Below are 14,140 nucleotides of genomic sequence, written 5' to 3'. Positions count from 1 at the left end.
TTGCGGAGGCAACCAGTGCGCAAAAGTATGTTGACCAGGCGGCGAAACGATTCCGACTGACCCATCTCGGCGTTGTAGGCATATCTCCAGCATTCCCCTCCGGCGCGGGGGAAACCACCCCGGAATCAGGGATTTTTCCGCGCCCGATGCGCGCGGATCTCGGCGCGGCGGGCCCGGCCCGCCGCCAAGGGGTCCTCCAGCGGACGGTGGGTGAAACGCTCGGCCACGCCGGCCGCCGCACCGGCCAGGGCGAACACCATGGTGTTGGGGTAGTCGAAGAGCCGCAGATCGACGAACAGGCCCGCCATCACCAGCGACAGGAACGCGGTGCCGGCGATGAAGGCCAGCGGTCGCCCCAGCATGCCGTCGGGCGGGAGGTCGACGAAGGCGCGGATCAGGCGGTAGGAGATCAGCACGATCACGGTGAGCCACAGCAGCAGACCGACGATGCCGAGCTCGGCCATGATGCCCAGTTCGTTCTGATGGGCGGGGATTCCGAGCCCGCGGTTCCACGGGGTCTCGGGTGACCACTGCTGGTGGTGGTAGGTGTTGATGGACACGAACCGGCCCAGACCCCAGCCGCTCCACGGTTTTTCGGCGAAGGCCCAGACCGCGGTGGTGTTGGCGTTGAGCCGGTCGAAGACCTCGTTGGTGGAGGCCACGCCGCCCGCGCTGCGATCCTTGCTGGTGAAGGTCGACCAGTTGAGGGCGATCGCGAGCACCGCGCCCACGGCCGTCGCCACGAACCCGGTGCGGTAGCCCTTCGCCAGCACGACGCCCAGCACGACCACGACGGCGAAACCGAGCCACACCGACCGCGTGTGGGTCAGGTAGATCGCGTACGCGGAGCCCGCGGCGATCACGCTCAGGCCGATCCGCTGCCAGCGCGGGCGGTGTTCGACACCCATCAGCACCAGGCACAGCACGAAGCCGACGATCAGGATGAGCCCGTTCACCTGCGGCTGATTCGGCAGGCCCACCGCGCGATCGGGCCAGTTCGGCCGCAGCGCAATGTATTTGGGCCACAGCAGCGCCTGCGGACCGTGGAACTGCAGAATGCTCACCCACGCCGAATAGGCGGCGCACACCAGCAGCGTCGTGATCAGAAAGCGCAGCGAGCGCCGGTCGCCGAAGATCATCCGGGCCACCAGGTAGGCGACGAACGGCATCACCGTGCCGATGATCAGGTAGCGCCACAGGTCCAGCATCTGCCCGGTGAGCGGGTTGAGCAGCGGCGGGTACTCGTGCGGCTGCAGAATCGAATGGAGATTCCACAGCAGATACAGCGCCATGGCCAGTTCGATCACGCCCAGCCGGATGCGCCGCTCGGGCCGCCCGCGCACCCACGCCAGCGCGGAGATGACCACGCCGCCGAACGCCAGGATGAACGGGTCGGTGGTCGGCAGGATCTTCGGAATCGCGGGCCGCAGAAAGGTCGCCACCACCAGGAAGACGAACGCCCAGCGCGGATCCTTGAGCCCGATCACCACGCAGACCGCGGCGAAACCCCCTGCGGCGGCGACGGTTCCGACTCCGCCCGGCGCGCGATCGGACACCGCGAGCATCCCGGCCAGGCCCACCGGCAGGGCCACGCCGATCGCCGCCAGCCAGCCGACCCGGATCGCCACCGGCGACAGCGCCGCCCAGGCCCGTTCCGGGAGCGACCCGGGTCGTGCCGGGGCGACGGGTGTGGGCTCGGTGACCGTCATCGCGCGGCCCGAGCCGCCGCCGGATGCGACAACCGCTGCAGCAGACCGGCTTTCGCGGAGGTGTCGATGAGCACCGCGCCCAGCACCTCCGCGCCGATCTGATTCACCGCCCGCACCGCCTCGTGCACCTCCGGCACCCGGGTGCGGCCCCGCTCCACCACCAGCACGGTCAGATCCGCCAGATCCGCGACGATCTGCGCCTCCGGCGCGGACGCCAGCGGCGGCAGATTCACCACCACCAGCTCCGCCAATTCCCCGGCGGCGTCCAGCAATTCCTGGAACCGGTCCCGATCGAAGAGCGGATACGGATCGGCGACGATCGCGCCGGGCACGATCACCGCGAAATCGTCGGGCCCGCGCCCGGACAGCAGCTGCCGCACATCGCGCACCGAGCCGCGCAGGAACTCCGCCACCCCGGCCCCGGGCTCGCCGTAGCCGATCCGCCGCAGGTCGGCATCGATGAAAATGGTGCGGGTGCCCTGGGCGGCGCGATGCTCGGCAATGGCGCGCGCCACCCGATCGCCGCCGATTCCCGTCGAGATCGGGGCCACCGCAACGGAAGTGGACGCCCCGGTGCCCAACTTCGCCACCAGATTGGCCACATGCCGCAGCGCCACCTCGCGCCGGGCGTCGCGCGCGGGCGTCCCGCCCGGCGGGATCACGTCGAAGGGCGTGACGCCGGTCTTCTCCACCAGGTCGTAATCGGTGTAGAGCCGCCGGGTCGACGCACCCGCCAGCAGGGCCGCCACACAGCCCAGCACCAGCCCGCCCACCAGACCCGTCGCGAGGGTGCGTGTGGTGCCCGCGCCGTTCGCCGTGGCACCGGCCCCCGACTGCAGGATGGTCAGCCGGTTGGAGCTGTCGGCGTTGAGTTCGTCGATGCGCTCCTGCAATTGGACCTGCGCGCTGAAGGCGTTCGCATCACCCGCCGCCAGCCGATCGCCCCACACGCTGCGCATGGCCGCTGTCATATCCGCGGCCACCTCCGCGCGATTGGCGTCCAGGCGGCCGTTGACGTCGTCGACGTACAGCTGGGCGATCTTCGGCGCGGCGGCCTTGGCGGCCTCCGGCGTCGGCGCGGTCACCTGGACGTAGAACAGCGGGCTGGCCGTGACGAACTCCGCCGCGAAACTGGAGATGTCGGACGGGAAATCCTTGGCCTGGCTCAGATTCGACTGATAGGTCGGATCGTTGAGGTAATAGGTGTAGCCCTGCGCCAGGATGGCGTCCTCGGTAGGCGGCCGCGACGACCCCGTGGTGACGAGCACCCGGCTGGTGTAGGTGGTGGCCTGCCCCTGGGTGGCCACGTACGCGCCGAACAGGGTGGCCAATCCGATGACGGCGACCAGGATTCGGCGCTGCCAGATCCGGTCGAGCAGGACACTCAGCGTATTCGTCAACGCTCCTCCGTCATCGGTGATCGACCTCCACGACGACCCGCGTCGGGTTGGTCAGCGCGGTCACCCGGAACCCCACCTGTCCGATGGCGAGGCCGATGAACGCCTGGGTGATGCCGCGATCCGCGCTCGCGAACCGCACCTCGCTGATCGAGCGCACGGCCGGATCGATCACCGGATTCGCGCCCGCGTACGCGGGGACACCGGTTTTGAAGGGGTTGGCGGCCTCCCGGATCAGCACCTCGATGATCGACTGGCCCGCCATCGGCAGCACGGCCGGACCGGGGTTCGGCACGGCCTGCCCGACATAGTGCACCGCCCACCCCGGCACCGCGTTCCCGGTGAACTCGAAGATCACCTGATCGCCGGTGGCGGCGGTGGCGAGCGAGATCTTCGTCAGTCCGATGGCCACCGCCTGGGGGTCCGGGGTGCGGTTCTTGGCCGCGAACGGATCGGCTGCGGCGGTGGTCGTCGCGGGCGCGGTGGTGGACGGCGCGGACGGCGCTGCGCCACCGCCCCGATCGCAGCCGGACAGCCCGGCCGTCACCAGCGCGACCACCACCAGCGCCGCCGGTGTCACCCAGCGAGTGCGCACGGCGCTTCCCTTCTCACCATGGTTGTACCGGCGAAATCGGGGAGCCGCCCGGTGGTATTACATCCCCGGAACCGTGCTCCACCACACAGGTTTTCAACTTCCCGCCGGCGGGGCGCGGCAGCGCGTCGAGCACCCGCACCGTCAGCTCCTGGCCGGGACCGAACAGCGAATCCACATTGCGGCGGATGTGGTCGCTCACCTGCTCCAGCGAGAAGCCCTCGCCGGGAACCACTCTCAGCTCGAAGACACCCGGCCGGAGCTGGGCGATCTGGGATTCGCGCAGACCGGAGAGATCGTCGAGCACCGTCGAGCCCAGCGGCAGCGGACGGCCGTCGGCGGCGGTGAGGATGTCGTCGATGCGCCCGGCGATCACACCCAGGCGCGGGAACGCGCGCCCGCACGGGCACGGCTCGTCCGGGGCCGCCTGCACCTCGTCGCCGGTGCGGTAGCGCAGCAGCGGAAAACCGGTGTTGTGCAAGGCCGTTCCGACGATCTCGAACCGATCCGCGGAGCCCTCCACGGGAATCAGCTCGGTGATGCCGTAATCGGGGAAGACGTGATAGCCCCCGGCCTCACAGGAACCGGCCATGGTGACGCGCTCGGTCTGCCCGTAGTGATCGACGATCGGCGCGCCGAACACCTCCCGCATCAGCTGCTGCTGTCCGGGGGACTGCATTTCGGAGGAGGTGATCACCGCGCGCAGCGGGATCTTCTCGCCCCGATCGCGCAGCAGCGCGGCCAGCAGCGCGATACTCGACGGCCAGCCCTCGATGGCATGCGGCGCGAAACTCCGGATCTCCTCGGCGATCGCGCCGATCCGGTCCGGTGTGAGATAGAAGCTCGAGACCAGCAACTGCCGAGCGCCCGGCACCGCCCGCACCGGGAGGTCGACGCCGTCGTTGCCGGAGGCGAAACCGTTGCCGCGCAAGACAACCCGTCGCGAATCCGCGGGCACCCCGAACCAGCTCCACTGGCGCTCCAGCGCGGTGAGCTCCAGGACCGAGGAGGTGGTGGTGCGGTAGCACTCGATGGGCACACCCGAGGTTCCGCTGGACATCGCGGGCCACATCAGCCGGCGCGGCACCGTGCGGAACCGGTCCGCGTGCCCGGCTACCTCCCGGCGTGAGATCAGCGGCAGCTTCGGCAGATCCGCGAGCGTGCGGATCGAGGCCGGATCGACCCCGGATTCCCGGAAGTAGCTGCGGTAGAACGGCGATCGCTGGGCGGCGACCCGCACCAGCCGGCGTAATCGCTGCTCCTGGAAGTCCCGTATCCGCTCGGCGTCGGCTCGGTCCAGCGCGCGCAGCGTGCGTTGCAGGGCCCGCCGGCGCGGATGAGCGCGCCTGAGCCGATGTTTGAAACTCAGACCCGAGTTCGACGACGTCATAGTTCCACAGCCCCCAGCCGGTTCCGCGCACCATTCCGGCAATCATCAGCCAAACCCCGACTGCGGCGTTCGCGGTAACGCCACCCCTTGCACCGCAGATGATAACCCCGACGAGTCACCAAACACATTGGTATAAAGCTAATCAGCGGTTTCAACGATGCGTGGTGGGGTGCAGAGTGAACGAGCAGAACCGGCGAACCGGCCTGGATCTGACGGTCAGCGTTTTCGGGCTCGGTTATGTGGGATGCGTCTCGGCCGCCTGCCTGGCGGCCCGCGGAAACACCGTGATCGGCGTCGACGTGAACGCGCAGAAAACGGAATTCATCCGGCAGGGGAAAACGCCCGTCGTGGAGGAGCGCATCGGTGAGCTCATCGCCGAGGTGGTCGCCGCGGGTCGCCTGACCGTCACCGAGGAGGTGGCGAAAGCGGTTCTGGCGAGCGATATCTCGATCATCTGCGTGGGCACGCCCTCCGCCCCGGGCGGCGGGCTTTCGACCAGCTATCTGGAACGGGTGAGCGCCCAGATCGGCGCGGCGCTGGCTGGTAAAGCCGGTTGGCACGTGATCGCCTATCGCAGCACCATGGTTCCGGGAACCTGCGAGAACATTCTCATCCCGATACTGGAGAAAGCTTCCGGCAAACAGGCGGGCATTGATTTCGGGGTGTGCGTGAATCCGGAATTCCTGCGCGAGGGTAGCAGTGTGCGGGATTTCGAGAATCCGCCCAAGACGGTGGTCGGCGAAACCGACGAGCGCTCCGGCGCGGCACTGCTGAGCCTGTACGACGGGCTACCCGGGCCGCGTTTCCGCGTACCCCTCGCGGTGGCCGAGATGACCAAATACGTGGACAACAGTTTTCACGCGCTCAAGGTCACCTTCGGCAACGAGATCGGCGCGCTGTGCGCGGAACTCGGCCTGGACTCGCACGCGGTCATGGACATCTTCCTGGCCGACACCAAACTCAACATCAGCCCCGCCTACCTGCGGCCCGGCTTCGCCTTCGGCGGCTCCTGCCTGCCCAAGGACGTGCGCGCGCTCAACCACACCGCCCGCCAGCACGATCTGGAACTGCCGGTGCTGTCGAATGTGCTGGCGTCCAACGAGGCTCAACTGCGCCGCGCGGTCGATCTGGTCATCGCGCTGGGCCGCCGCCGGATCGGCATCTTCGGCCTGTCCTTCAAGGCCGGCACCGACGATCTGCGCGAGAGCCCCATGGTGGAGTTCGCCGAACGACTCCTCGGCAAGGGCTACGACGTCCGCATCTACGACGCGAACGTGGCGCTGTCGCGCCTGATGGGCGCCAACCGCGCCTTCATCGAGGAACGGCTGCCGCATATCGGGGAACTGCTCACCGACGACATCGACACCGTGCTCGCGCACGGGGAGATCTTCATCGCGGGCACCGCCGAACCCGCGGTGGTGGCCGCGGTGGACGGGCTCGGGCCCGACCGAACCGTCATCGACCTGGTCCGGCTGCCCGGGGCGGAGCAGCGGCGCACCCGGCCGGGCTATCTGGGCATCGGCTGGTAACCGGAACGAGCGGCAAGGGGTACGACATGGGGGCACCGGCGTTCAGCTTCCTGACCACGGCCTACCAGACCGAGGACTATCTGCGCGACACCATCGATTCGGTGCTCGCACAGACGATTCCGGACTGGGAGCTGGTGGTCGTCGACAACGGCATGTCCGACGAGATCGCGGCCATCGTCGACAGCTACGGCAGCGACGGGCGAATCCGGTTGATACGGCAGGAGAACAAGGGCTACGACGGCGGCGTCATGGCCGCCGCCGCGGGGGCGACGGGGCGCTACTTCGTGGTGCTCGACAGCGACGATCAGGTGATGCCCACCTTCTGCGAAGCGGTCGGCCGGGTCTTCGACGCCGAACCCGGAATCGACGCGATCGGTTGCGACGCCTTCCGATTCGACGATTCCGGCGCGGATCTGCCGGTCGGCTACTACCGCTCGACCAATGTGAAGCGCAAACCCGATCCCGCGCGGCGGCTGACGCTCACCGATCTGCTGGGCGGGCTGGTGCCCTACTACACCGCGGCCATCCGGCGCGAGGCGTGGGAATCGGTCGGCGGCTACGACCGCGGCGGACAGGGGCTGCACGAATCGGTGGCCATCTGGATTCGCATGGTCGGGCGCTACGACATCCGGGTACTGCCACAGCGCCTGGCGCGCTTCCGGATTCGCGGCGACTCGATGAGCCGCGACCCGGCCAAGGTGGACGCCTTCATGGCGGAGTTGGAGCACTCGTTCGCGTGGGCGGCGCCGGAGGATCCCGAGGCGCGCGCGGCCCTGGACCGCACGCTGCGCACCTTCCGCTACTGGACGCGGCTGCGGCACGCGCAGCAGGCGCTGCTCACCGGCGACGATCGGGGTGCGAAGGCCGCCGCGAAAGAGGCGTTCGCCCAGCGCAGAACGGTGCGCGCCGGTGCGATCATCGCCGCGGTCACCGTGTTACCGGGTTTCCTGCGGCGCGTCCACCCGCTCAAACAGCAGGTGTCCGCGCAGGTCGCGCGGGTCGCGGGCCGGGTGGTCACCGCTGTGAAGCGGTGACGGGCACCGGGATCGGGCGGAAAGGTTTGCCGGTAGCCGCAGCGGGATACGGGTAACGGGGGAGAGAATTACAGCTAGCCGGGGGAATGATGGATTCGGCGGACTCGCAGCATCCGGACGCGACGACCACGCATCGGGGGACACCGGTGCGCGACCAGGAGGCCGAGCGCACGGGCGGACTGCTCGGCGTACTCAAACGCGGAGCGGCGATCGCGGCCGCGGGCACCGCCTCGGTGCAGATCATCGCCCTGGCGCAGACACTGGTGCTCGCACATCTGCTCTCGCCCAGTGAAATCGGCGTCTTCGCCGCGGGCACCTTCCTGACGGCGTTCGTCATGGTGTTCTCGCAGAGTTCACTGAGTCAGGCGCTGATCCAGCGGCGCACCGATATCGAGGACGCGGCCGAGACGGTGTTCTGGGCGACGCTCGCCTCGGGGGCGCTGCTGTCGGGGCTGCTGCTGGCGACCTCGCCGGTGCTGTCGCTGATCTTCGGCAGTACCCAGGTCGGCGCGGTGGCCGCGGTGAGTTCGGGCACGGTGCTGCTGACTTCGCTGCTCGCGGTGCCGGATGCCCTGATGCAGCGGGCTTTTCAGTTCAAACGGCGGATCATCGTCGACCCGGCCAATGCCCTCGCCTTCGCGACGGTGTCGATCACGCTGGCGGCCACCGGGTTCGGGGTGTGGTCGATGGTGGCCGGGTACTACGCGGCCGTCGGCGTCTCGGTGATCGCCGCCTGGTGGCTGGCCGGTTGGCTGCCGTTCCGGGGCCGGTTCCGGGTCGCGCTGTGGCGCGAACTCGCCACCTTCTCGCTGCCGCTGCTGATCGACGGTGTGGTGGAGCGGGCGGTCGAGGCCGCCGAGGTCGTCATCGTGGGCAATCGCCTGGACACCGCGGCGCTCGGCAACTACCGCAATGGACGCAAACTGTCGTTCCTGCCGGTGGTGGCCATCGTCCAAGTCTGTTCGTATGTGCTGTTTCCCGCGTTCGCGACCATCGCGGGGGAGCCGGATCGGCTGAAACGCGGGTTCCTGCGCGCCCTCACCTGGATGTGGCTGGCGGTGGTGCCCGCGTCCGCGCTGCTGGGCGCGACCGGGGAGGCGGTGGTGGTGCTGCTGCTCGGCCACGAGTGGCGCGGCGCGGGTCAGCTGGTCGAGGTCATGGCCGGGGTGGGCATGGGATTCGCGCTCATGTCGGTGTGCGCCGAGGCGATGAAAGGCGCGGGCCGGCCGCATCTGCTCTATTGGATGTCCGGGGTGGGCGCGCTCACCATGGTGCCGCTGCTGCTGATCCTGGTGCATCACGGACTGTGGGGTGTCGGACTGGCGCTGTCCACATCCGCCCTGGCCACCGGACTGACCGGTCTGATCTTGTCGCGTAGGGTGGTCGGCGTGTCCCGTGGCGAACTTGCGCGTTGCCTGGTGCCCCCGCTGCTCGCCGGCGTCCTCGCCGCCGTGGCGGTCGGCTTGCTCGAGCACATGATCCTGCACGCGAGCGAACGCGGCGTAGCAGCCGGGCTCGGCCTGGTCGTCGCGGAGGCGTTCGCCTTCGGTGTGCTGTACCTCGGTGTGCTGCAGCTGATTTCCCCGTCGAGCCTGGCACCGGTGTGGTCTGCGCTGCGCCGCGCGTGACACGGCGCGGGCTGCTCGCGGCCGCCGCCGTCCTCGCGCTGCTCCCGGCGCTGGTCGGCGCCGGACTGCCGGTATACGTGTACCCACAGGTGGATCCGTTGCGCAAGGCCGACGCCATCGTCGTGCTGGGCGGCAACGGCGTGGACCGCTACCGCTACGGACTCGAGCTGGCACGCCAGGGTTACGCGCCGAATGTGTTGTTCTCCAACCCGTATGGCGAATACACCGATATCGACGAGGTCCGCGAGCCCTGCCACACACCACAGGTGGGATTCACCCTCGAATGCTTCGCACCCGATCCGCCGACCACCCTCGGCGAGGGACGGGAACTGCGCCGGGTGGCGGCCGCACGCGGCTGGCACACCGTCATCGTGGTCACCATGCGGCCGCACCTGTCCCGGGCCCGATACATCCTGGCGGAATGCTTCAGCGGCGAACTGGTGATGCGCGCCAGCACCGAGCGGTTCTCCACCGGATACTGGGCGTGGTCCTACCTCTACCAGACCGCGGGCTACCTGCGGACGCTCACCGAACGAGACTGCTGAGCTCCACCGCGCCGTCGCGGGTGATGTCGACGGACAGGGCGCGGTCGATCCCGCCGTCGGTCCAGCGCACCCGGATCTCGGTGTCCGCCAGGTCTATTCGCAGATCGCGGGCCGGGCTCACCTCGGCCGTGAGCGGCGTGAGCACGGTGGCCACGGCGAAAGGCCCGGTGCCGCACGCCTGGGCGCCGATCAGCCAGGAGGGCTCCCGGGATTCGAGCAGTTCCGACCACCAGCCCAGCGCGGTGTCCTCCTCGCCCCGGAGCTGATTCGGGGCGAGGTCGACCGTGGCCGCATAGGACAGCGCCAGGACCTCGACACCATCCCGGCTCACCGTGTGCCCGCAGTTCCCGGCGCGCGCGTCCAGAGCGGGCGGCAGCGGCCAGGACACCTGCGCGGTATGGGTTCGCTTGCCCGCCAGCAGATCCACGACGACCACCGCGCGGGCCTGCGGCGGTGCGATCAGCCACCGCCGGTGCACCACCGGATCGGCCAGCCGCCGGTACCCGTAGTGCTCGGCATCCACGATGCCGCCCTCCGGATCGACCGCCCGCACCCGCATCGCGGCATGCGCCGTCCACAGGAACGGTCCGCCGATCACCGACTGATCCAGCCCGTCGACGCACACCGTGGCATGCGCGCGGGTGCTCCGGCAGGCCGTGCGCCACCCCGGATGTCCGTAGTAGCTGGGCGTTCCGGGATCACCGATCAGGTCGCGCCCGTCGACGGCGAGGGTGACCGCCAGCGCGTCGGCGTGCCCGTGCGCGGCGATCGACAGGAAACCCAGCGGCCCGACATCCATGAGCAGGCGGCGACCGCCCGCGCGCAGCACCACCACGCCGCCGTCGGCGGCGTAGGCGCTGTCCGGACAATCGGTGTGGACGGCATCGGCATCCGGTGCGGGCTGCGGTGCCGGGGACTCGGCGGTCGGCGGATGGTCTTCGCCGCCAACGGGATTCGTGCCCAAAGCCGCGCGCAGCCAGGCCGCGGTGATCGTCTGCGTGCTCGCGCGGCGCGCCGCGGGCGTGGGCGTCACGGCGGCGGCGATGCCCAGATGCTCGCGGACCGTCCGGACCTGTTCGGGGCCCAGGCGCAGGGCGAAGCCGCCGTCGTCGTCGCCGTAGCGGGGGTTCGGGTCGGCAGCGCCGACCAGCAAGGACAGATAGCGGGAACTGCGGTCGAGCACGGTGGCCAGTGCGGGTGGCGGCGTACCGCGCAGGGCCAGCAGGGCGTACACGAGGGCGAGCAGTTCGGCGGTGAAGAGCTGATAGCCCACGGCCTGTTCCGCGCCCGCGCCGTCCGGCAGGATCTGTCGCTCGGCATGGGTGGTGAGCAGGGCCAGGGCATCGCGTTCCCAGCGTGCGGCCGACGGCAACTCGGGCAGCAGGACGGCCACCGTGACCAGGCCCGCCAGCTCGCCGATCAGATGATTGTTGGCGGAGCTGAACAGTGAGCGGTCCGCCCAGCAGCGGCGGGCGCTCTCGCCCAGCAGCGTGACGATCCTGGCGAATCGGTCGGGCGTCAGACCGGGGGCATCCCGCAGACCCTGCACCGCGACCGCCACCGAGATCGCGCGGATCCCGCATTCGAACGCGCCGCGCCAGGCGATCCCGATACCGGGCGGATTCTGCTCGATCCAGCTGTCCAGATGCTCGAAAGCCTTGTCCGCGAAGCGATCCTCGCCCGTGAACAGCCACGCCTGCGCCAGCCACGGCAGATGCTGGAGACGATTGAGCTCCCAGATCCACTTGGGGTCGCCGGTCGCGGTGCGATGGTCGATGCGGTCGGAATCCACCCGGGGCCAGCGTGTTCCGGAGAGCGGGTCGAGATGCCAGTCGACCTCGGCGCCGATGCTCGCGTGCGGGTAGCCGAAGTAGCGCACCTTCCCGGCCAGGATCTGCTCGGCCGCCGCGATCACCGCCGCGACCTCGGCGGGATGGTCGGCGGCCAGGCGTGCGGCGCGCGCCCGGTCGAGCAGCACCGGCCGGCCGGCGGCCTCGCGGAAGTCGCGCAGCAGCCGCGCCCGGTCCGGCTGCTCGCGGCCGAACAGCGCGCGCTCCGCCGACTCCCAGGTCAGCTGCCGGGTGCTGAGCCGATGCCGCAATCGTGTTGTCCGCCAGAGGATTTCCCTGCCGTTCATCGTCCGCAGACGTTGCAGATACCAGACCGCCCGGCTCACTGACACCCTCCCTACGAGGTGAACGCCCACCCCCGCTGTATCGCCCCGGCCGGGCCCGACGATACCGCCTGGGGCGTGGCGCCGCTGGGGAGCGTGCGGGCCGCGGCCACCCGGCCCGAACCGCCGCCGCGCCCGCTAAACCTCGAATTCACCAATACGCCAGTCTTTTTCGTCACGCGAAGCCGGGCTCGAACGCGACTACCCTGGTCAGCAGGGCACGCCGTCGACACCGAGACGGAGGCAACGTGTGTGGCATAGCTGGAGTGCGCCGATTCGACGGCATACCCGTCGACCCCGAACTGCTCGCCGAAATGGGCAGGTGTCTGCGGCATCGCGGACCCGACGACGAGGGACTGTGGTGTGCCGGGCCGGTCGGGTTCACCCACAGCCGGCTGTCCATCATCGACCCCGGCGGATCCGCACAGCCCATGGCGGGATCCAATGGCACCACCCACATCTCGTTCAACGGCGAGATCCTCAACTATCGGGAACTGCGGCGCGAGCTCGCCTACCCGTTCACCACCCGCGGTGACACCGAGGTGCTGCTCGCCGTGTACGAGGCCCACGGCCCGGCCGGAGTGCGCTCCCTGCGAGGGCAGTTCGCGTACGCGCTGCACGACTATCGGACCAATGAGACCCATTTGTTCCGGGACCGGCTGGGCATCGCGCCGCTGTACTACTACCGCAGCGACACCCTGTTCGCCTTCGCCTCCGAGATCAAAGCGCTGCTGCCGGTGATCGATTCACCACGGGTGGACACCGCGAGCCTGCACGACTTCCTCGCACACCGCTCGGTGCCCGCGCCCTACACCTTCATCGACGGCGTGCGGAAGGTGCCGCAGGGCCATCACCTGGTGGTACGGGCCGACGGCACCGTGCACATCGAGCCGTTCTGGCAACTGCCCACCGCCGGTGAGGTGCTCGACATCCCACCCGGTGACGCGGTCGCGCTGCTCGACGACGCGCTGCGGTCCGCGGTGCGCGACGCGCTCGTCTCGGATGTGCCGGTCGGGGCGTACCTGTCCGGCGGCGTGGACAGCAGCCTGCTGTGCGCGCTCGCCACCGAACTGCGGCCGGACGCCGAACTGCACACCTTCACCGCGGGCTTCGGCGACGCCCGGGTCGACGAGACCTCGTGGGCACGCCGGGCCGCCGATCTCGTCGGCAGCACCCATCACGAAACCCTCGTCACGCCCGAGGATTTCCAGCGCGACTGGGCGCGGCTGAGCTGGCACCGCGACTCCCCGCTGTCCGAACCGGCCGATGTGGCCGTGTACCACCTGGCCCGGCTCGCGGGCGAACACGTGAAGGTCGTGCTCTCCGGCGAGGGCAGCGACGAACTGTTCGCCGGATACCCGAAATACCGCTTCGCGCGCACCACCCGGGTTCCCGGACTGCCGCGCTCGCCGCTGCGGCACCTGGAAACCCGGCTCGGGGCAGCGCAGGCGCGCCTGACCGTGGCCCTGCGTGCCATCTCCGAACCCACCTACGCCGAACGCATGCGCGGCTGGTTCGCGCCCTTCACCTCCGCTGAACGCGAACAGCTGCTGGGCGGCCCGCCCGAGCGCACCGTCCTGGCGCCCTATCGGGATGGCAGGGGAGATGCGTTGCGCCGCATGCTCTACGCCGATACGCACACCTGGCTTGCCGACAACCTGCTCGAACGCGGCGACCGGATGTCCATGGCGGCGTCGGTGGAACTGCGCCCGCCCTTCCTCGACCACCGGGTGGCCGAATTGGCCTTCCGCATGCCCAGCCATCTCAAGATTCGCAACGGCACCACCAAATGGGTGGTCAAAGAGCTGGCGCGCCGGCACTTTCCGGCGGATCTGGTGGATCGGTCCAAGGTCGGCTTCAAGGTTCCCCTCGACGAATGGTTCCGCGGCCACCTGCGCGAGCCCGCCTTCGACCTGCTCACGGGGCCGTCGTCGTTCGTCGGGGCGGTCTTCGATCGGGCCATGGTGCGCCGCCTGCTCGCGGCGCACGACTCCGGCGAGCGCGACGAGCAGTCCCGGCTGTGGACCCTGCTCTCGCTGGAGGTGTGGCACCGCGAACTCCGTCGCCGCGTCGAGCTGCCCGACCTGCCCGCGGACGCGACCGCCGCGAATGTCCCGTAATTCCAAATCCCAACTCCCCGACG

General features: G+C 69.6%; 10 protein-coding genes. 5 read left to right on the top strand and 5 right to left on the bottom strand.

Features of this window, described 5'->3' with window-relative positions:
* Positions 1 to 125: 125 nt before the first annotated feature.
* From JK358_RS06620 to JK358_RS06605, 4 genes are read right to left on the bottom strand one after another with little or no spacing between them, the layout of a single operon-like run.
* On the bottom strand, positions 126 to 1,709 hold the full coding sequence (locus JK358_RS06620; protein ID WP_201944860.1) for an O-antigen ligase family protein: 1,584 nt from the start codon (positions 1,707 to 1,709) through the stop codon (positions 126 to 128).
* Positions 1,706 to 3,109, bottom strand: coding sequence for a P-loop NTPase family protein (locus JK358_RS06615; RefSeq protein ID WP_201944858.1), 1,404 nt, complete (start codon positions 3,107 to 3,109; stop codon positions 1,706 to 1,708). Before JK358_RS06615 ends, JK358_RS06620 begins: the two co-directional genes overlap by 4 nt.
* 10 nt (positions 3,110 to 3,119) lie before the next feature.
* Entirely contained in the window at positions 3,120 to 3,701 is a 582-nt protein-coding gene (locus JK358_RS06610) for an AMIN-like domain-containing (lipo)protein (RefSeq protein ID WP_201944857.1), read from the bottom strand.
* Between the two features lie 13 nt (positions 3,702 to 3,714).
* A complete protein-coding gene (locus JK358_RS06605; protein ID WP_201944855.1) occupies positions 3,715 to 5,088 on the bottom strand; it encodes a phenylacetate--CoA ligase family protein in 1,374 nt (457 codons plus the stop codon).
* 176 nt (positions 5,089 to 5,264) lie between these two features.
* Between JK358_RS06605 and JK358_RS06600 the strand changes: the two genes are divergently transcribed.
* The 4 genes from JK358_RS06600 to JK358_RS06585 all read left to right on the top strand — a co-directional run bounded on the left by JK358_RS06600 (position 5,265) and on the right by JK358_RS06585 (position 9,824).
* Entirely contained in the window at positions 5,265 to 6,617 is a 1,353-nt protein-coding gene (locus tag JK358_RS06600) for a nucleotide sugar dehydrogenase (RefSeq protein WP_307817345.1), read from the top strand.
* 26 nt (positions 6,618 to 6,643) lie between these two features.
* Entirely contained in the window at positions 6,644 to 7,651 is a 1,008-nt protein-coding gene (locus tag JK358_RS06595; protein WP_201944847.1) for a glycosyltransferase family A protein, read from the top strand.
* An 89-nt stretch (positions 7,652 to 7,740) separates the two neighbouring features.
* Entirely contained in the window at positions 7,741 to 9,279 is a 1,539-nt protein-coding gene (locus JK358_RS06590) for a lipopolysaccharide biosynthesis protein (protein WP_232850826.1), read from the top strand.
* Positions 9,276 to 9,824: a YdcF family protein gene (locus tag JK358_RS06585; RefSeq protein ID WP_307817344.1), complete on the top strand. Its 549-nt coding sequence runs from the start codon at positions 9,276 to 9,278 to the stop codon at positions 9,822 to 9,824. Before JK358_RS06590 ends, JK358_RS06585 begins: the two co-directional genes overlap by 4 nt.
* Here the strand turns inward: JK358_RS06585 and JK358_RS06580 are convergent.
* Positions 9,805 to 12,000 carry a heparinase II/III family protein gene (locus tag JK358_RS06580; RefSeq protein WP_307817343.1) on the bottom strand — a complete coding sequence of 732 codons (2,196 nt, stop codon included), beginning with the start codon at positions 11,998 to 12,000 and terminating at the stop codon, positions 9,805 to 9,807. The two genes, JK358_RS06585 and JK358_RS06580, sit on opposite strands and share 20 nt — an antisense overlap.
* A 245-nt stretch (positions 12,001 to 12,245) precedes the next feature.
* Between JK358_RS06580 and asnB the strand changes: the two genes are divergently transcribed.
* Positions 12,246 to 14,117, top strand: coding sequence for an asparagine synthase (glutamine-hydrolyzing) (gene asnB, locus JK358_RS06575; RefSeq protein WP_307817342.1), 1,872 nt, complete (start codon positions 12,246 to 12,248; stop codon positions 14,115 to 14,117).
* Positions 14,118 to 14,140 lie beyond the last annotated feature (23 nt).

The sequence above is a fragment of the Nocardia acididurans genome (genome assembly GCF_016741815.1).
GTDB lineage: Bacteria > Actinomycetota > Actinomycetes > Mycobacteriales > Mycobacteriaceae > Nocardia > Nocardia acididurans.
The sequence above is the reverse complement of the archived record's forward strand: the minus strand, read 5'-3'. Positions and strand labels throughout refer to the sequence as shown.